Origin of the sequence: Sediminitomix flava, assembly GCF_003149185.1 — a bacterium.
Taxonomy (GTDB): Bacteria; Bacteroidota; Bacteroidia; order Cytophagales; family Flammeovirgaceae; genus Sediminitomix; species Sediminitomix flava.
Genome location: NZ_QGDO01000004.1, coordinates 127,945 through 146,041, shown reverse-complemented (window position 1 = coordinate 146,041; position 18,097 = coordinate 127,945). Strand labels below are relative to the sequence as shown.

The window sequence follows — 18,097 nt, the reverse complement described above, 5'->3', positions numbered from 1 at the left end:
AACCAATAATCTTTAAACTATGAAAATTTTTTACGCTTTCATTTTCCTTTTTACACTCTCAAATACTTTTTCGATAGCTCAAGAGAGGAGTGAAAAAGAATGGAAAGAACTGAAAGAACGGCAAGAGTATTTTGCATTTCAAAAAGACAGTACCCAAAAAGCTAAACGGTTGAAATTTGCTAAGTATGTAGATGCACAAGACCGGCAAGCACCTACTGAAGCTCAAATGGAGAGACAGCTTAACTATCAAGTGCTCTTGAGTAGAACGGATACTACACTCAAAGCAATTCGGATAAGTGGGGCAGGGTACTCAGAGTTACCTCAAGAGCTTTTTAAGCATACGGAAGTCGAGTATCTTGATCTTAGTAGAAATAAATTGACGGAAGAACAGCTTTTGACATTGACGCAATTCCCGAAGCTGAAAAAGTTAATTTTAGACTATAATCAATTAGAGAACCTCCCGAAATCATTCAAAAAGCTAAAGCAACTAGAATATGTTTCTTTAGTGAGTAATGAGTTAGATGAAAAAGTGAAATTGCACTACATTTCAAAAGTTGATACGCTGTATCTCAGTAGAAATGAATTGCATGAAGTACCTCGGAAAATCAGAAGGTTGAAAGGTCTTCAGAAGCTGATGATCAAGAATAATTACCTTGTTGATGTTCGGAGGATTGCTCGATTGAAAAAGCTCACCGATTTAGATGTTAGCTTTAATCCTGTGTTTTTGTCTCCTTATGAATTTGGGAAAATGGCAAAGCTTGAGCGACTGATTGCTAATCATGCAAATTTGAAATTTATACCTAAAGAAATTACCTCGATTTCGAATTTGAAGATGCTCTCTTTAGCAGAAAATCAGCTTACAGAAATCCCTTCTTTCATTGGTGATTTAGATAGTTTAGAAAGTTTGGTTCTTTATAAAAATCAGATTGCGGTTATTCCGTCTTCACTATTCAAATTACAGCTCAATTGGTTAGACCTTTATCACAATCAATTAAAAGAAGTACCTTCAGCGATTTCTCAATTGGGAGAATTAGAGATTCTTTTTCTTTCCCATAATCAATTGGAGGCTATTCCAGAGACAATCAATGAGCTGAAACAATTGAAAGAATTTTATGTGCATCATAATCAGTTGAGGGCTTTCCCTGCTATTGATAATTTGAAAGAGCTTTGGATTGTTCGCATCAACAATAATCAGTTGAGTGAATTCCCTGAGAGTATATTGAGTTTAGAAAAATTGAAGGAATTAGATCTTTCTTCAAATATGATAGGTGATTTGCCTGTTGGAATTATGGAAATGCATAACCTTCAGTCATTCCGTTTCAATGATAATTTAGTTGAGAAATACACTGCAAGTCATGATGAGGTAGAACAACTCATACAAAACTTGGAACAGAAAGGAGTAGAAGTGACTTTTGAATAAAAAAATAAAGCCAAGTGTTGGATATCCTTCACTTGGCTTACAAAACAAACTGAATATTTAAGGTCTTTATTTATATCGTTGTCCTCCACGTTGTTGTCCAGACATCCGCTTTAAAACCTCTTTTCTTATTTCCTTTTCGGCATTGAGCAAAACAGCTATCTGACGTTCGGATATGACACTTTGTAATTCTTTGTAATACTTCTTTTCTAACTCAATTTCTTTTTCTTTTAAGTCAAATAGCTTTTCAAATTCTTGAGATAATTGGGCATCGCTTTTGGCTAAAAACCCATTTTGAACTTGATTGATCTCTTTTCGAATATCTTTACGTTCTGTTTCAAAATTGGAGTACACATTCCAAAAAGCAACAGAATCGGTAGCATTCAAGTCTAGCTTTTCTGTGATATAATTTACTCGCGCTTTCTCCATACGAGCTTTACGGTCGCCTTTTTGCTTATTTTTTTGTTTGTCTTTTTGTGCAAAAACCTGTGTGGTACTCAAGCCCATAAATATGAAGCTCAGTAGAAGAATAAAGTTCTGTTTCATAATATATTGGTTATAGTAGTTCCGACAATTCATCGAAGGTGAAATCGTCCAATAAAATTTCATTATCTATGTCTAAATCGTTTGTAATCAGATTTTGAATACTTTCTTCATCTAGGTAATCGACAAGTTGTTCATAGCTGAGGTCTGAATTATTAAGGTATTCATAGAGTTCCCGATTTGAAATATCTTCAAAATATGAAGCAATCACTTCCGTATTTTGAGGTGCTGTAGTCTCAATTTTTTGCCAAAGAACAGCAGATATTCCGATTAGTAAGGCAATAGAAGCAGCTATACTCCAAGAGTTTTTTCTAATGAAAGAAATCTCTTTCGTACTCTTTTTTTCCAGTTCTACTGTTTTTATGACCTTATCGGGCAGAGTATCAAAATAGCCCTTAGGTGCTGAAAAAGGATTTTTTTTATAGTTATCACTTAGTTTCATAAGGCTATGCTATTTTCTTTCAGTTGTTTCTCTATCTTTTTTACCGCATGATGATAAGAAGCTTTCAAAGCCCCTTCGGAAGTTTCTAAGACTTCTGACATTTCTTTATAACTGAGTTCTTCAAAATATTTGAGTTGGAAAACGACACGTTGTTTTTCGGGTAAAGTCAGAATAGCTTTTAAGAGCTGTTGCTGAATTTCATCTCCCGATAAATCTGCGGATTGTTCAACTTTCAAGCTCAATTCGGCAGTAACATCATGGATAGGTAGGAAGAATCTTTTTTTCTTTTTCTCTAGAAAATCAAGACAGACATTTACAGCTATCCGATACAACCATGTGAATAACTTCGCCTTTCCTTCAAAACGGTCTAAGCTTTTCCATGCTTTTACAAAGGTATCTTGTGTAAGATCGTCAGCATCTTCGTGAGTAATCACCATTTTTCGGCATAGGAAATAAACCCGTTCCTGATAATTTTCCATCAGTAAACGGAAGGCAGCTTCTTTTTCATTTGGCCTTTTGAATTTCGCTATGATCGCTTCATCTGCGTTTTGCATACTATAAAAAATGGGAGATTGACTCATAAGCTAACTTCTAATCTCTTTGTTTTGCTTCTTTGACTTACTCCCTTGTTGAAGGTTTAATGCGGACTTAAATTTTTTTCATTTTACTACTTTTTTCAGACTGACTCTATAAATAATCATAAGTTTTGAGAGACTGACTATCAGAAATAAGTGTAATCTTCTAACTTTGCGAGTTGGTGTATGAGTATCAAACTATTTTCCGATATGAGAATTTTTCTGTTTGTATTATTTGGTCTGCTCGCATTTGGGGGACAAGCGCAATCGCTAAAGCAGCAAAAGGAGCAATTCCTTTATGCACAAGATTTAGTGAAAAGTGAAAAATATGAGCAAGCAAAGGTTGTTTTGAAACCGATTAAAAATGCAGGTGCATTAGCGCCTTATGCGTCATATTTATTTGCCTTCTCAGATTATAAGTTAGACAATCTGTCTGCGGCAGAGCAAGAATTGAAGGCTTTATCTCAGCGATCTCCGAATTGGAGTGATATGGATGAAGCTAATTTTTTGAGAGCAAACATCCTTATGGAACAAGGGAAAACGGATTTGGCATTTGCTGTTTTTGACAGAATCAAATCAGGGTCTTTCCGCACAGATGTTTATGCATCTAAGGTTCCATATTTAGCTGATTTGGATGAAGATCATCTGAAGTCTTTACATGAACGTTATCCAGAGGATAAGGCTGTAGGGCAAATTTTATTGGCAAAGATTGCATCGAAGCCTAGTTACCAAATAGATCAAGCACTTTTCAATGAGTTGAATGATTCTTTCGGAGGTGATGATAAAAATATTTATAGAGAGCTAATCAATAAGAAATCGGTTAAAAAAGATAGTTACAATGTGGCTGCACTTTTACCATTCTTTAGCTCAAATACAGACCCAAATAGTTTTAGCAACAAACGAGAGTTTGTGTATAAAATCTATGAGGGAATGAACATTGCTGCAGAGTGGCTTAAAGCTGAAGGTGTAGATATTAATCTTTTGGCTTTTGATACACAACGCGATGTTAGAAAAGTAGAAGACTTAGTTTCGCAAAAGTCTTTTGAGAATATCGATATGATTGTAGGCCCACTTTATGGTGATATTGTTCCTGTAGTGAAAGAGTACAGTGAGCAAGCTGAAAAAGTAATGGTCAATCCGATTTCGACAAGCAACGTATTGACAGATAGCTCAAATTACTCATACTTGCTTTTCTCAGACCCTGATACACAAGCAAAGTCTTTGGTTAATTATCTGCAAAGTAAAGGCGATTCAAGTGTAGCATATATTGCTTACGGTTCTGATGCCGCAGATAAAGAGCTTGCTTATGCGTATAAAAAGCATGCAGAAGAAGCTGGGGTAGAAGTACAGATGATTGCAAAGTTTGTCGATTTCCAAGACATGCAAAAAAGCTTTGATTTGCTAAATACAACTTATGATAGCGCTGAATTGGCAGAAGATGATCAAGTGCTGGAAAGTATTTCAGATTTGAGAAAGCGTCAGAAAGGAGAGTTACCAGAATTGGTATTGGCTGAAGGGCAGTCTGTAGTAATGTATGACGATCGTCCTGCACACGTATTTATTGCAGCTAAAAAGGAGCGTGTAGCATCAAGTATTTTGAGTGCACTTAGAAGTGTACAAGCAAATGCGCCGATCTATACAACAAGTAAATGGCTTGATTTTAAATACCTAGCATATGACCAAATGGAAGCCGCTAGAGTTCATTTCTTATATCCAGAATTTAATGATTTAGATGGAAACGCTACGGTAAATAAGTTTGTGAGAGATTATATGGCAAAATATAATGTTCCTCCTTCATTTCACGCTTTTGCAGGTTTCGAGACAATTTATTATTTCGGAAAAATGCTGAATAAGTACGGAACTAGATTTGGGCAAGAAATTGCAATGGATGGTGTGAGAAGAGGTGCTTTATTTCCTGCACATGCTTATCCTGATGGAGAAACAGATAACCAATATGTTCCTATCGTAAGATTTGTAGATGGTAAACTAGAAATGATCAATTCGATTAGTAATTTTATTGATAACTAGAATTATCCATTACCATAAAAAAAATCCCTTTTGGATGCATCAATCATTCAAAAGGGATTTTCTTTTTATAAAGTATTTATACTTCTAAACTCTGCTACACTTGATCAATGTTTTCTTTTCATCATTGAGAGTCGTTGCAAAAAGATAATAATCTCCTCCTTCTGAGAGTCCTGTTTTCTTACGGATATCAGCCACAGACATTGGGAAGTTACGAACAGTGATCGATGCTTTTTTATCTTTCAGTTGCTTCTTGATTTCTTTCTTATTCAAGGCAAAATGACTTTCTATTTTAAAAGATCGCCCTTGAAAATCTTCAATGAATTGATCTGAAGTATAAAGGTGCGAGTTCGGGTGCAACTTCTCTAATCCAAACTTCATTGCAACGCTTCTGTAGCCTCCGCCTTTCAGTATGGCAGTATTGGGTTCGTAAAGGTATTGTTTTAATTCAGAGGTGAATGTAATTGGATTTTCTTGTTCTTTCAGATAATCAAAAGTAAAAATCTCTTCTTTATCTCCGATTAAATTTACACATCGAATTTCAGCTTCACCCTCAAAGCCTTCCTTCATGCAGAATAATAATTCTTTGCACTCATTTTTGATAGCAATAACATACAAGGCAATAGTTTCAGGCAACTGACGTAAGGAGGCTTTAATATCTAGCATTGGAGATGCCTTTACGACTACCGTTTTTGCTTTTGAAAGCAAGTCAGTTTTGATGCCTAAAAGGTCGGGTGAACAATCTTCAAAAGCGACAAGTTTTCGATTGGCTTCATCTCTGCGATCAGGATCGAGATAGATGATATCAAGAGGTGTAGAAATTTCGGCTAGAAAATCTTCAGCACTGCTATTTTTTACTTCAAGATTCTGAACATTCAGTGCGTCAAAGTTCTGTAGCGATGTTTGTGCAAGCTCTTCTGAAAGCTCAACGTAATAGCCTTTTTCAAAGTGTTTGCTCAAAAAGCAACTGTCTACTCCGAGTCCTCCTGTGAGGTCAGCAAATGTTTTTCCTTCAAAAAGAGAAGCTTTGTAAGCTGCGGCTTGTTCAGATGAGCATTGCTCTGAAGAAAGTGGGCTTGAAAATATCAAGTCATCGTTGTTGAACCACGAAGGAAGTTTATCTTTTAGTTTCTGACGACAAACAATCTGATTGACTAACATCTTCATATCCAGGTCAGGGTACTTTTTGGATTGAAGCATCAATTGACTAGCGTCTGCTCCGATATTTTGACGGATAAAATCTTTCTCCTCGTGATTCAACTGCATATTTCTTTTTTCTAAAATTCTTTTACTCTCCCTTCAAGACTCCTGTTACAAAATTACTTGTATTTGTCTTGATTTCTCCTTCTTGTGATAATGCCTTGATAAATGCGCTACCGATGATTGCACCATTGGCATATTCGCAAGCTGTAGAGAATGTTTCATGATCTGAGATACCAAAACCAATAAGTGTTGGTTGTTCCAATTTCATATCATTCAAACGTTTGAAATAAGAAATTTGCTCTTCGCTGATTCCTTTCTTCGCACCTGTGATACTCGCATCAGAAACTACATAGATAAAACCAGATGAGTTTTCATCAATTTCTTTGATACGCTCATTGGTTGTTTGAGGAGTAATAAGGAAGATATTGTGAAGCTTATGAGACTCCATCAAATCTTTATACTCATCTCTGTAAACTTGCATTGGTAGATCAGGCAAAATTAGACCATCGATGCCAAGCTCTTCACAAGCCGCACAGAAACGCTCTATTCCGTATTGCATTACAGGATTGACGTAACCCATCATCACTACAGGAATGTGAACTCTTTCGCGGAAGCCTTTCAATTGTTCCAAAAGTTTTGGAATAGTCATTCCGTTGGCTAATGCCTTGTCATTACTTGCTTGGATTGTAGGTCCATCGGCTACTGGATCAGAATATGGCATCCCGATCTCAATCATATCGGCACCAGCTTCTTGCAAACTTTCCAATACACTTACGGTATCATCTAAATTTGGATATCCAGCAGTAAAATAGACGTTCAGAACGCCTTTCTTCTTTGATTCGAACAGTTTATCAATCTTGTTCATATTGGTCTTTTAATCTGAAACGTAAAGTTAATTGCAATGAGCCTTTATTCTATTGAACAAAAGCTTCGACTTCAAAATTATTGATAATTCTAATGAAATAAAATTGGAGAGGGGGAGGATGATGTATTTGAGGTTAATAGAGTTTAAAAAACAAAAAAGGCAAGTCACGATTGACTTGCCTTTTTTATTCTATATTTTGACCTCTTAGAGGTGCATTTCTACGTCTTGCGCTGTAATGCATTCGTTCGACATAATCGTCAGACGCTCTACGACATTACGAAGTTCACGGATATTTCCAGACCACTCTGGTTCCATTAGTTTTCTGACAGCTACATCGTCAATATCCTTTTTCGTTTCGCCATATTCTTGTGCGATATCGTCCAAGAATTTATCAACTAATAATGGAATATCATCTTTACGCTCCTTCAATGGAGGAACTTTCATTAAGATTACACTCAAACGATGGTAAAGGTCTTCACGGAATTCTCCGTCTTCAATCATTTTTTTAAGGTCTTTGTTCGTTGCCGCTAGAACACGAACATTTACCGTCAATTCTTTATCGCCACCTACACGAGTAATCTTCTTTTCTTGTAAAGCTCTCAATACTTTAGCTTGAGCTGAAAGACTCATGTCTCCAATCTCATCCAAGAAAAGTGTACCTCCGTCTGCTTGCTCAAACTTACCTACACGCTGTTTTACAGCTGAAGTAAAAGCTCCTTTTTCATGTCCGAAAAGTTCACTTTCAATCAATTCAGAAGGAATGGCAGCACAGTTTACTTCAACAAGAGGTTTTTTATTACGGTTACTTTTGGCATGAATCCATTGTGCTACAAGTTCTTTACCCGAACCATTTGCACCCGTAATCAAAACACGAGCTTCTGTAGGTGCAACTTTATCTATCGTTTCTTTCAGTTTGATAATAGGTTCAGACTCGCCTACAATCTCATTCTGAAGTTTTACTTTCTTAGTCAGTACTTTTGTTTTCTTAACCAATTTAGATTTATCCAAAGCATTTCGTACTGCAAGAAGCAATCGATTTAACTCTACAGGCTTTTGGATAAAATCATAAGCCCCTTTTTTGGTAGCTTCTACAGCCATGTCAATATTGGCATGAGCAGAAATCATAATGAATTCTGTATTCTTACCCAGTCCCATTGCTTTTTCGAGAACCGTAAGTCCGTCCATTTTTGGCATCTTTACGTCACTCAAACAAATGTCGAAGTCATTAAGGGCTAATTTCTCAAGACCTTCTTCGCCATCTTTGGCTTCTTCTACTTTATAACCTTCAAATTCTAGAATTTCTCTGAGTGTATAGCGGATGCTTTTCTCGTCATCAATGATAAGGATTTTTGCCATGGTTTTTTAAGGATTGTAGAGTGCTTGGGATAATTTCCTGATTAATTAAAATAGTAGTCCTGTAAACACAAACTTACAAAAAGTTAGGATTGTGAAAATCATTAAAGACTATTAAATAAAAAATTGAGCAGGACTATAAGCCGAGTTCTGTCCTGAAAGATTCAGTTCTTATCATTTATCTAGGCTACAAGTTGCCTTGTAGATCAATCAACCTACCCATTCCGCCCACTTTCCGAAGAAAGAAACAAAGCGAGCGACTTTGCACTACCCGTAGGTATGTAACGGAACCTATTTGGTTTTTCAGCCCGTAAGGTTTACCATGCCTTCTGCGTCACCGAAGAAGCGGTGAGCTCTTACCTCACCTTTTCACCCTTACCCCTCGAAAGAGGCGGTATATTTTCTGTGGCACTTTCTGTCACTCTACAAAGATAGAATGCCTTCCTGTTAGGAAGTACGGTGCTCTCTGCTGCTCGGACTTTCCTCTTCAGAGTTAGACTCTGAAGCGATAAGACACCCTGCTCAACTCACAAAATTATAAATTTGCCTCTTTTAAATGGCATATTAGCTGTTAATATTTTTTTTGGAGTGGCACTATTTCTATCCTTTTTTTGCTAAAGGATTCTGAAGTTTCTTTAAAAACTTAGAATAAGACAGGGTGGAAAAGAGATAAAAAAGTAAGCTTGTGTATATTTGTATTCTAGGATGATCGTTAAGTTGGTCTAGACTGTAGTCCAATAAGATTAGGGAATACCAAGTCTTTTTTGCTATTTAGCAAGACCACTATGTTTCAGAGGAGTCCACATTGATTTTGACTTATGAGAGAAAAGTTTAACCTGTTAGTATTTATTTCATTATTCGGATTTTCGGGGAGTTTATTGGCCCAATCATCTTTAGTACAATTTAAAGAGACTGAGTTTGATTTCGGACGAATTCCAGCGGGGCAAGAGAAGTTAGAGCATAAATTTGAATTTGAAGTAGTTCAAGAAGGACTACAGATAGATACAATTACGGCAGATTGCTCTTGTTTAGGTATCTATTATTCGAAAGAAAAATTATCGAAAGGAACTTCATCTGTTATTACAGTTGCTTACATCCCTTACAAAGCTGGAGGATTTGAGAAAAGCTTTAAGGTAAAATATAAAGGACAAAGTGCGAGCTCAGAGCTGATGTTAAAAGGTTTTATAGAGCCTACAAACATGTCTGAAAAAGTACAATACCCATATGAAATAGGTCCGCTGAGATTTAAGTCGAAAAAAGTTCGATTAGGTTCAGTTTCAGATAAAGGTCTTCTGAAGAAAACAGTGGAATTTTATAACAGTCAGAAAGACACACTTAAGTTTATCAAACAACCAAAGACACCAAAGTATATAAAGGTTGTACTTGACGAAACTAAACTACCACCTCATTCAAAGTCGACAATGGATATATTCTTGCAACCAGAGTTGGTTCCTGAATTAGGTGCAAAAGAAGATTCATTACATTTCTATACAAATTTGGAAGATGGAGGAGAGTTTGTGTTACCTCTTTCATTTAATCTTACAAAATATAGATCTGAAGACGTAGGAGACAAAGCTTCAAGTCCTAAGATCAGTGTCTTTAATGATGAAGTTGACTTAGGGAAAATCAAAGTAGTAGACTATTATCTTGTAAGCATCAGAGTGATGAATACAGGCGAACTTCCATTGGTGATAGAACAAGTGAAAGCAGGGAGAGGCTGTGAGGTTGTTTCTTTAGAACAAAAAGAAATTGCACCATACAGCAGTATTAATATCAATGTCAAATTCTGGGATCAAGATCAAACAGGTCAACAAGTACGTAGAATCACTATTGTGAGTAACGATCCTGAAGCACCAGAAAAAGTGATTGAGATCAAAGCTGATTTACAGTAACTTTTATACCAATCAATCAATTATCTAAATTATCCAAATCTAATCTAACCGTTATACTTTTTCGTGATATGTTGAAAGTCGGATTTGACGCCAAGAGGGTGTTTAATAATTACACGGGGCTAGGAAACTATTGTAGAACTTTAGTTGAAAACCTAGATGAAATGTATCGTGATGAGATGGAACTTCATCTTTATACTCCACGAGTACAAGAAAATCTGCGTACAAAGCCTTTTTTAGAGAATTACCCAATTCACCTTCCTGAAGGTGGCTCTAAATCATATTGGCGAACAAAAGGGATGACTAATGATTTGGTAGAAGATGGAATAGATATTTTTCATGGGCTAAGTCATGAACTTCCTTTAGGACTTAAAAAATCTGGAGTTAAGAGTGTGGTGACAATCCATGATCTTATTTTCAAGATTTACCCTAGACAGTATAATCCGATAGATAATATCATTTATAATCTCAAATTTAAAAGTGCTTGTCAGCAGGCTGACAAAGTAGTTGCGATTAGTGAGAATACGAAATATGATATTGTCAAGTATTTTGACATCGCTCCAGATAAAATAGAGGTGATCTATCAAACCTGTGATGAGAGCTTTTATTATCAAGTGAGTGAAGAAAAAATAGAAGAGGTTAAGCATAAATATTCGCTTCCGAATGAGTATTTGTTGTATGTAGGTTCAGTGATTGAGCGTAAGAAATTACTATCAGTGGTTGAAGCTCTGAAACAAATGCCAGAAGATCAAAGAGTACCTTTGGTTGTTGTTGGGGGTGGAACATCATATAAAAAGAAAGTAAAAAGTTTTGTAGCTAAGCATAAACTGGAAAAGTGGGTGTTGTTCAAAGAGCAAATTGCTTTTGCCGATTTTCCAGCTTTATATCAGGGTGCGAGTATTTTTATTTATCCTTCAGTATATGAAGGATTTGGTATACCTATTATTGAAGCCTTGTTCAGTAAAACACCTGTCATCACTTCTCATTTTTCATGTTTACCAGAAGCTGCAGGTCCGAATGCCTATTTTGTAGACCCGAATTATCCTGAGACAATAGCAGTAGGGATTGAAAAAATCATGTCTGACCATAGCTTGAGAGAAGATATGATTTTGAGAGGTTACCAGTATGTTCAAAGATTCCATAAAGAACAAGTGACAAGAGATGTAGCTCAGATGTATAAGCGTCTTGTAGGATACGAAGAAACTGTTGTCGAATCTTTAGGATAGGAACAAGGTCATTATAGAGAAGTGTTGAAAAAGTAGTAATAAACTATAAACTATAAACTAATACAATTATGCCTTCTCACGAAACAAAAAAGTGCCTCAGATGTGGTGCTGGATTTGAGTGTAAAGCAGGCAACATCACACAATGTCAGTGTTTCACAGTACAACTTACAAAAGAAGAGATGGAGTACGTGAGCGAGAAGTATGATGAATGTCTGTGCGCTAGTTGTTTAAAAGCTTTACAAGAAGAAGCTCAACAAAAATTAAAAGAAGCAAATGCTTTAAAATGATAATATCTTCAGAAGATTTAGTGGAGAGGAATGTATTAACATTTTAAGGAAAAGCTATTTTTTGACTTTTTCACTCGAATGAAAGCTCAATCTCATTATTTTTATTTAGTAAATCGTTTTTTGAAGAATTGAGTCCCTTTTTATGAAATACAATTTCGACGAAGTCATCTCTAGATTAGATACAAAAACTGTCAAATATGATTTGAGAGAAATGCTATTCCAAAACTCGGAGGTCATTCCGATGTGGGTGGCTGATATGGATTTTAGAGTACCTAAAGAAGTAGAGGAATCCCTTCAGCAAAGAGTAGCGCATCCAATTTATGGATATACCATTCAAAAAGAGACTCATTTTTTCAAATCGGCAGCATCGTGGTTGAAAAAACGTTTTGACTGGACTGTTTCTGAAAAAGACATGATTTTTAGCCCGGGCGTTGTCCCTGCTTTGGCTATGGCAGTTCAAGCTTTTACCGAAAAAGGAGATAAGGTTGCTTTTTTTAGCCCAGTTTATCCACCTTTTTACCATGTAGTAGAAGAGCAAGGAAGAGAAGTTTTTGATATCCCGATGGAGATCAAAAACAATCGATTTGAACTTAATTACGCTTTATTGGGTGAGAAGCTTTCAAGTGGAGTAAAGCTATTATTATTAAGTCATCCCCATAATCCAGGTGGGCGGGTATGGAGAAAAGAGGAGTTGCAGCGAATTCTCGAACTTTGTCAAAAGCATAATGTCGTTATCATTTCCGATGAAATTCATGCAGATCTTGTTTGGTGGGGAGAAAAGCATATTCCTTTAGCTTCAATAACTGAGTCTGCAAAAGATTTAGTGATTACTTGTTTGGCTCCTAGTAAAACATTCAATTTGGCAGGGCTTGCTTGTTCTTATTTAGTGATTGAAAATCCAAAGTTGAGAGAACAATATCTTTCCATAGCAAAACCAATGCACCTTAATTTTGGGAGTACCTTTGCAACAGAGGCTTTAGTTGCTGCTTATGAACATGGAGAAGAATGGCTCAGTCAATTGCATGAATATGTAGAACAGAATATCAATTTCTTCACAGGGTATTTATCGCAAAATATCCCTCAAATAAAAGCTATGAAGCCAGATGCAACCTATTTGGTTTGGTTAGACTGTAGAGAATTAGGTATGGAACAAAGAGAGTTGGTGAAGTTCTTTACACAGAAAGCAGGATTAGGATTAAATTCGGGTACTGATTTCGGTAAGGAGGGAAGTGGATTTATGCGTATCAACTTAGCATGTCCTAAATCAGTTGTAGAAAAAGCTTTAGCGCAATTGGACGAAGCTGTAAAAAGTCTTTAGATAGAATGAATTAGAAATAAAGAAGGCGATCTCTACCCAGAGATCGCCTTTTATGGTTTTAGAAGTTGAATCCTTTAGCGAATAGCAGCTGCATATTGCTTTTTGCTGCGCCCTGATACCTCCTCATTTCGAATTAAATCAACAATAGGAGATACGTATTTCATCAATATTTTCTTGGTTTGCTGTTCGTAATTAGGGTTTGTAGCATACCCACCCTTTACGATAGCCTCAATTTGCTTAATAGCGCTTTTAGTCTCAAAAAGACCATGCTCTGTATATGCGGGCCAAGAGTTTAAAACCTTGCAGTAATCTTCTACTGCTTGGTCTAAAGATGTATAAGTACGGTAACGGCGATATCTTGCTTCACCATTGTCCCATACCACCTTACTTGCTTTACGGTTGGCAGAAGCATAGATATTAAAAATTCTATAATCGCTTCTCAAAGCCCAACCTTGCTCCATGATAGCCTGTGAAATAGCTACCTTGGTGTTTATGCCATATTTCAGACATATTGGTTCGAAAGTGTAATACAGTTGGCGTATATAGGCTTCTTGCTTACTCATTGGTTTTGGTGTTTCTGAAGCCAACACCTCTGTTGTTAATTGAATAGTAGAAATTTGTAATAATAGTGTAACTAAAGTGATTCTTGAAATTTTCTGAAAACTGAAATTGGGCGTCTGCCTGTCTTCCATATTTAGATAATTTGGTTAAACATAGTGGGTTAGAGTGATTTACTTACCCACGTAAGATAAAAGGCTTGCAAATTTAAGCGAATAAAAACGACATATACTATTAAAAAGTGTTAAAAAAATAAAGTTTCATTTTCATTTCTCAGGTAAAAATTGTATTTTAATCAGATTTGTACCTATTCAAATATTATATATTTATTTTTTTAGCTAACGATTAGTGTAATTTTCTCACTTTAATCCAATCCTGTCTTTTGATACTTCAGAGCTTATAAAAGCCGTTTTCTTGCTTGTTCACGAAATTCTTTCAAAAACTTTACTGTTGTTCTGAGTGAAATGTAACTTTTGTGAGGTTATTGAAACAAAAATGTTTTTGAGGGCTCTACATTAAGAAAAATTTACTGGAGTGCCCTAAAATGGCCGTATGAGGGTTTTATGGAGGTTGTAAGCTTAGTTGTTGAAAATCTTAATGTTAACTTAACTTGCTCGAAATAAAATATTTAGGGGAAATATTGTAATTAGAGACAAAATTTTTACCTTTGCAGTTCGAAAAAAGTTGAGTGTAATAAAAAACAATTAGTTAAATGCCTACTATTCAACAATTAGTAAGAAAGGGTAGAAAGAAAATTGAATACAAGTCTAAGTCTCCGGCTTTGGACTCGTGCCCACAAAGAAGAGGTGTATGTACTCGTGTATATACAACAACTCCTAAGAAACCAAACTCAGCAATGCGTAAAGTTGCCAGAGTAAGGTTGACAAACGGTAAAGAGGTGAATGCCTACATCCCAGGTGAAGGTCACAACCTACAAGAGCACTCTATCGTGCTTATCCGTGGTGGTAGAGTAAAAGATTTACCAGGGGTTCGTTACCACATCGTTCGTGGTGCGTTGGATACTGCTGGTGTTGAAGGAAGAACTCAGCGTCGTTCTAAATACGGTGCTAAACGTCCTAAAGCAGCTAAGAAGTAATCTTCTAAAAAAGGCAAAAATTTTTCTTTCTAACTAAGTATTAATTTGAAAGCAACCGGACGGGTTGCTGTAAAAAAGAATAACAATGAGAAAAAGTAAACCAAAAAAGAGATACGTCCTTCCTGATCCTAAATTCGGGGATACTTTGGTAACTAAGTTCGTTAACAACTTGATGTTGGACGGTAAAAAAAGTGTTTCTTACAAAATCTTCTACGGAGCACTTGAATTGGTTGAAGAAAGACTAGGTAAAAACAGTGACGAGCCTGTAAGCGGATTGGATGTTTGGAAAAAAGCGCTAAACAACTGTACTCCTGCTGTTGAGGTTAAATCTCGTCGTGTTGGTGGTGCTACATTCCAAGTACCAATGGAAGTTCGTCCAGAGCGTAAGCAATCGCTTGGTATCAAATGGATGATCATGTTCGCTAGAAAGCGTAACGAAAAAACTATGATTGAGCGTCTTGCTGGGGAGATCATCGCTGCATCGAAAGGTGAAGGTGGTGCTATGAAGAAGAAGGACGACACTCATCGTATGGCAGAAGCAAACAAAGCATTCTCACACTTTAGATTCTAATAAGCAGTGGCTAAGAAAATCGGACTTTCGCATCAAAGAAATATCGGTATCATGGCGCACATCGATGCCGGTAAGACAACAACTACAGAACGTATTCTGTACTATACTGGTAAATCTCACAAAATTGGTGAGGTACACGATGGTGCAGCAACTATGGACTGGATGGAGCAGGAGCAGGAAAGAGGTATTACAATTACTTCTGCTGCAACTACTACAACATGGAATTACCCTACTGAACAAGGTAAGGCAACTCCAGCTTCAGAAGAGTACAAAGTAAACATTATTGATACTCCTGGTCACGTTGACTTTACTGTAGAGGTAGCTCGTTCACTTCGTGTATTGGATGGAGCTGTAGCTCTTTTCTGTGCCGTATCAGGTGTAGAGCCTCAATCAGAAACTGTATGGCGTCAGGCTGATGATTATAAGGTACCTCGTATCTGTTTCATCAACAAAATGGACCGTGCGGGAGCTGACTTCATGAAAGCCGTGAAAACAATTGAAGAGAAATTGGGTGCAACTCCAGTTCCTTTACAATTGCCAATCGGTGCTGAAGAAGGATTCAGAGGTGTTGTTGACTTGATTACAAACGAAGCTATCGTTTGGAATGAGGAAGATCAAGGCTTTACTTACGAAGTGATCGATATCCCTGCGGATATGGTTGACGATGTAGCTGAAGCTCGTGAGGCATTGATCGAAGCTGTATCAACTCACAACGAAGAGTTGATGGAGAAATTCTTCGACGATCCAGATTCAATTACTGTTGAAGAAATCCGTGCTGCAGTTCGTAAGGCTGTAATGAACATGGAATTCTCTCCAGTTATGTGTGGTTCAGCATTTAAAAACAAAGGTGTTCAAGCATTGCTTGATGCTGTTTGTTCTTACTTGCCATCTCCACTTGATTTGCCTGATACAGTAGGTACTAACCCTGAAACAGGTGAAGAAGAGACTCGTAAAGCAGATCCTTCAGATAAATTTGCAGCACTTGCATTTAAAATCGCAACTGACCCATTCGTAGGTCGTTTGTGTTTCATGCGTGCTTACTCTGGTACTTTGGAAGCAGGTTCATACATCTTGAACATGCGTACAGGTAAAAAAGAGCGTATCTCTCGTTTGATGCAAATGCACTCGAACAAGCAGAACCCAATCCCATTTGTTGAGGCTGGTGATATCTGTGCGGGTGTAGGTTTCAAAGACATCAAAACAGGTGATACTCTTGTAGAGCTTGGTGCTCCTATCGTACTAGAAGAAATGGTATTCCCAGAGCCAGTAATTGGTATTGCTATCGAGCCTAAAACTAAAGGTGACGTAGATAAATTGGGTGTAGCTATTGCTAAACTAGTAGAGGAAGATCCAACACTTACAGTTGAGACTGACCACGAAACTGGTCAAACGATCTTGAGAGGTATGGGTGAGCTTCACTTAGAGATCATCATCGACCGTCTTCGTCGTGAATTCAACGTAGAGATCAACCAAGGTGCTCCTCAAGTAGCATACCGTGAGGCTATCAAAGGTTCTACTGAGCACAGAGAGGTATACAAGAAACAAACTGGTGGTAAAGGTAAATTCGCCGATATCCAATTCGAACTTAGCCCAGCTGAGCCAGATGAGAACGGTGTTGTACAACCAGGTCTTCAGTTTGTGGACGAGATCAAAGGTGGTGTAGTTCCTAAAGAATTCATCCCAGCGATCCAAAAAGGTTTCGAAGCTACAATGAGCAACGGTGCGTTGGCAGGTTTCCCTATCGATGCAATGAGAGTTCGTTTGTTCTTCGGTTCTTACCATGATGTCGATTCAGATGCATTGTCATTCGAATTGGCGGCAAAACTAGGTTTCAAAGCTGCTGCTAAGAGCTGTAGCCCAGTTATCCTTGAGCCAATCATGGAAGTATCTGTAGTTACTCCAGACGAATACACTGGTGCGGTAATCGGTGATATCAACAAGCGTCGTGGTCTTCCAAAAGGACAGGAAGTTTCTAACGGTGCAGTTGTAGTAAAAGCTGATGTACCTTTAGCAGAGCTATTCGGTTATGTAACTGATCTTCGTACGATTACTTCTGGTCGTGCTTCTGCGTCATTGACGTTCTCAGAGTACAAAGAGGTGCCAAGAAACATCCAAGAGGAAGTAATTAAGGCAGCAAGAGGAGAGTAATCCGATTTTAGAATATATTAGGAAGCCTGACCTAAGGTAATCGAACTTTAGGTCACTTCTTTTAGCTTTCTTATTAGCAGACGGCTAATTTTAATACTAAGAAATTATGACACAAAAAATCAGAATCAAACTAAAGTCTTACGACCATAACTTGGTTGATAAGTCTGCAGCCAAAATCGTTGAAGCTGTAAAGAAAACAGGTGCAGTAGTTAGTGGTCCAATTCCACTTCCAACTCGTAAAGAGAAATTTACAGTTTTGCGTTCACCACACGTAAACAAAAAATCAAGAGAGCAATTCCAACTTTGTACTTACAAAAGATTGGTTGACATCTTCCCAACAAACTCGAAGACTGTTGATGCTCTTATGAGATTAGAATTACCTAGTGGTGTTGATGTAGAAATCAAAGTCTGATTCTATTTTGCATCGAATATAAGAATCTCCGCAACTCAAACGGTTGCGGAGATTTTTTTTTATATATACTATCATATCCCCCCCGAATACCTTAGTTTTGACCTGTATAATAACCGTTTCGAACATTTTGAAGCTTTCCGCATGTTGTAGAAAGAGTACGGTTAATATG

Annotated in this window: 17 protein-coding genes and 1 other RNA gene; 10 read left to right on the top strand and 8 right to left on the bottom strand. The window is 37.1% G+C overall.

Translation table 11 applies throughout. The features are described from left to right. The first annotated feature begins 19 nt into the window (after window positions 1–19). On the top strand, window positions 20–1,420 hold the full coding sequence (locus BC781_RS16160; protein WP_109619671.1) for a leucine-rich repeat domain-containing protein: 1,401 nt from the start codon (window positions 20–22) through the stop codon (window positions 1,418–1,420). 66 nt (window positions 1,421–1,486) lie between these two features. On the opposite strand, the gene BC781_RS16155 is transcribed toward BC781_RS16160, so the two are convergent. Genes BC781_RS16155 through BC781_RS16145 form a run of 3 tightly spaced genes read right to left on the bottom strand, consistent with a single transcriptional unit; the run spans window position 1,487 to window position 2,956 of the window. Further along, window positions 1,487–1,963, bottom strand: coding sequence for a hypothetical protein (locus BC781_RS16155; RefSeq protein ID WP_146201710.1), 477 nt, complete (start codon window positions 1,961–1,963; stop codon window positions 1,487–1,489). 10 nt (window positions 1,964–1,973) lie between these two features. Then, window positions 1,974–2,402 carry a hypothetical protein gene (locus BC781_RS16150; RefSeq protein WP_109619667.1) on the bottom strand — a complete coding sequence of 143 codons (429 nt, stop codon included), beginning with the start codon at window positions 2,400–2,402 and terminating at the stop codon, window positions 1,974–1,976. Next, window positions 2,399–2,956, bottom strand: a complete 558-nt coding sequence (locus tag BC781_RS16145) for an RNA polymerase sigma factor (RefSeq protein WP_109620197.1) — start codon at window positions 2,954–2,956, stop codon at window positions 2,399–2,401. The genes BC781_RS16150 and BC781_RS16145 overlap by 4 nt, the downstream gene beginning before the upstream one ends. A gap of 231 nt (window positions 2,957–3,187) precedes the next feature. On the opposite strand from BC781_RS16145, the gene BC781_RS16140 reads away from it, so the two are divergent. Continuing rightward, on the top strand, window positions 3,188–5,005 hold the full coding sequence (locus tag BC781_RS16140; protein WP_158281502.1) for an ABC transporter substrate-binding protein: 1,818 nt from the start codon (window positions 3,188–3,190) through the stop codon (window positions 5,003–5,005). Window positions 5,006–5,089: 84 nt separating this feature from the next. Here the strand turns inward: BC781_RS16140 and BC781_RS16135 are convergent, their stop codons facing one another. From BC781_RS16135 to rnpB, 4 genes are all read right to left on the bottom strand, one after another. Then, window positions 5,090–6,268 (bottom strand): class I SAM-dependent methyltransferase, encoded by a 1,179-nt coding sequence (locus tag BC781_RS16135; RefSeq protein WP_109619662.1) that lies wholly within the window; start codon window positions 6,266–6,268, stop codon window positions 5,090–5,092. Window positions 6,269–6,290: 22 nt separating this feature from the next. Further along, the gene (gene trpA, locus BC781_RS16130; protein ID WP_109619660.1) at window positions 6,291–7,070 is read right to left on the bottom strand and encodes a tryptophan synthase subunit alpha; all 780 of its coding nucleotides are present in this window, start codon (window positions 7,068–7,070) and stop codon (window positions 6,291–6,293) included. A 204-nt stretch (window positions 7,071–7,274) separates the two neighbouring features. Beyond that, entirely contained in the window at window positions 7,275–8,426 is a 1,152-nt protein-coding gene (locus tag BC781_RS16125) for a sigma-54-dependent transcriptional regulator (RefSeq protein WP_109619658.1), read from the bottom strand. 120 nt (window positions 8,427–8,546) lie between these two features. Then, window positions 8,547–8,948, bottom strand: an RNA gene (gene rnpB, locus BC781_RS16120) — RNase P RNA component class A. 293 nt (window positions 8,949–9,241) lie between these two features. Here rnpB and BC781_RS16115 point away from each other — a divergent pair. The 4 genes from BC781_RS16115 (at window position 9,242) to BC781_RS16100 (ending at window position 13,143) form a co-directional block, all read left to right on the top strand. Further along, a complete protein-coding gene (locus BC781_RS16115) occupies window positions 9,242–10,315 on the top strand; it encodes a DUF1573 domain-containing protein (RefSeq protein WP_109619656.1) in 1,074 nt (357 codons plus the stop codon). 68 nt (window positions 10,316–10,383) lie between these two features. Beyond that, on the top strand, window positions 10,384–11,538 hold the full coding sequence (locus BC781_RS16110) for a glycosyltransferase family 4 protein (RefSeq protein WP_109619654.1): 1,155 nt from the start codon (window positions 10,384–10,386) through the stop codon (window positions 11,536–11,538). A 68-nt stretch (window positions 11,539–11,606) separates the two neighbouring features. Then, window positions 11,607–11,825 (top strand): cysteine-rich CWC family protein, encoded by a 219-nt coding sequence (locus tag BC781_RS25875; RefSeq protein WP_109619652.1) that lies wholly within the window; start codon window positions 11,607–11,609, stop codon window positions 11,823–11,825. A gap of 142 nt (window positions 11,826–11,967) precedes the next feature. Further along, window positions 11,968–13,143, top strand: a complete 1,176-nt coding sequence (locus tag BC781_RS16100) for a MalY/PatB family protein (RefSeq protein WP_109619650.1) — start codon at window positions 11,968–11,970, stop codon at window positions 13,141–13,143. Between the two features lie 74 nt (window positions 13,144–13,217). Here BC781_RS16100 and BC781_RS16095 read toward each other — a convergent pair whose 3' ends face one another. Continuing rightward, complete coding sequence (locus tag BC781_RS16095; RefSeq protein ID WP_109619648.1) at window positions 13,218–13,835, bottom strand: glucosaminidase domain-containing protein; 618 nt, start codon at window positions 13,833–13,835, stop codon at window positions 13,218–13,220. Between the two features lie 578 nt (window positions 13,836–14,413). Between BC781_RS16095 and rpsL the strand changes: the two genes are divergently transcribed. The 4 genes from rpsL to rpsJ all read left to right on the top strand — a co-directional run bounded on the left by rpsL (window position 14,414) and on the right by rpsJ (window position 17,928). Further along, complete coding sequence (gene rpsL, locus BC781_RS16090; protein WP_109619646.1) at window positions 14,414–14,797, top strand: 30S ribosomal protein S12; 384 nt, start codon at window positions 14,414–14,416, stop codon at window positions 14,795–14,797. An 85-nt stretch (window positions 14,798–14,882) separates the two neighbouring features. Beyond that, the gene (gene rpsG / locus BC781_RS16085) at window positions 14,883–15,368 is read left to right on the top strand and encodes a 30S ribosomal protein S7 (RefSeq protein ID WP_109619643.1); all 486 of its coding nucleotides are present in this window, start codon (window positions 14,883–14,885) and stop codon (window positions 15,366–15,368) included. 6 nt (window positions 15,369–15,374) lie between these two features. Beyond that, a complete protein-coding gene (gene fusA, locus BC781_RS16080) occupies window positions 15,375–17,516 on the top strand; it encodes an elongation factor G (protein ID WP_109619641.1) in 2,142 nt (713 codons plus the stop codon). Window positions 17,517–17,622: 106 nt separating this feature from the next. Beyond that, window positions 17,623–17,928, top strand: a complete 306-nt coding sequence (gene rpsJ / locus BC781_RS16075) for a 30S ribosomal protein S10 (RefSeq protein WP_109619639.1) — start codon at window positions 17,623–17,625, stop codon at window positions 17,926–17,928. Window positions 17,929–18,097: the final 169 nt, after the last annotated feature.

Bases quoted from the DNA above. Each gene is read 5' to 3' on its own strand.
- BC781_RS16160 (WP_109619671.1), top strand. From the start codon at position 20: ATGAAAATTTTTTACGCTTTCATTTTCCTTTTTACACTCTCAAATACT.
- BC781_RS16155 (WP_146201710.1), bottom strand. From the start codon at position 1,963: ATGAAACAGAACTTTATTCTTCTACTGAGCTTCATATTTATGGGCTTG.
- BC781_RS16150 (WP_109619667.1), bottom strand. From the start codon at position 2,402: ATGAAACTAAGTGATAACTATAAAAAAAATCCTTTTTCAGCACCTAAG.
- BC781_RS16145 (WP_109620197.1), bottom strand. From the start codon at position 2,956: ATGCAAAACGCAGATGAAGCGATCATAGCGAAATTCAAAAGGCCAAAT.
- BC781_RS16140 (WP_158281502.1), top strand. From the start codon at position 3,188: ATGAGAATTTTTCTGTTTGTATTATTTGGTCTGCTCGCATTTGGGGGA.
- BC781_RS16135 (WP_109619662.1), bottom strand. From the start codon at position 6,268: ATGCAGTTGAATCACGAGGAGAAAGATTTTATCCGTCAAAATATCGGA.
- trpA (WP_109619660.1), bottom strand. From the start codon at position 7,070: ATGAACAAGATTGATAAACTGTTCGAATCAAAGAAGAAAGGCGTTCTG.
- BC781_RS16125 (WP_109619658.1), bottom strand. From the start codon at position 8,426: ATGGCAAAAATCCTTATCATTGATGACGAGAAAAGCATCCGCTATACA.
- BC781_RS16115 (WP_109619656.1), top strand. From the start codon at position 9,242: ATGAGAGAAAAGTTTAACCTGTTAGTATTTATTTCATTATTCGGATTT.
- BC781_RS16110 (WP_109619654.1), top strand. From the start codon at position 10,384: ATGTTGAAAGTCGGATTTGACGCCAAGAGGGTGTTTAATAATTACACG.
- BC781_RS25875 (WP_109619652.1), top strand. From the start codon at position 11,607: ATGCCTTCTCACGAAACAAAAAAGTGCCTCAGATGTGGTGCTGGATTT.
- BC781_RS16100 (WP_109619650.1), top strand. From the start codon at position 11,968: ATGAAATACAATTTCGACGAAGTCATCTCTAGATTAGATACAAAAACT.
- BC781_RS16095 (WP_109619648.1), bottom strand. From the start codon at position 13,835: ATGGAAGACAGGCAGACGCCCAATTTCAGTTTTCAGAAAATTTCAAGA.
- rpsL (WP_109619646.1), top strand. From the start codon at position 14,414: ATGCCTACTATTCAACAATTAGTAAGAAAGGGTAGAAAGAAAATTGAA.
- rpsG (WP_109619643.1), top strand. From the start codon at position 14,883: ATGAGAAAAAGTAAACCAAAAAAGAGATACGTCCTTCCTGATCCTAAA.
- rpsJ (WP_109619639.1), top strand. From the start codon at position 17,623: ATGACACAAAAAATCAGAATCAAACTAAAGTCTTACGACCATAACTTG.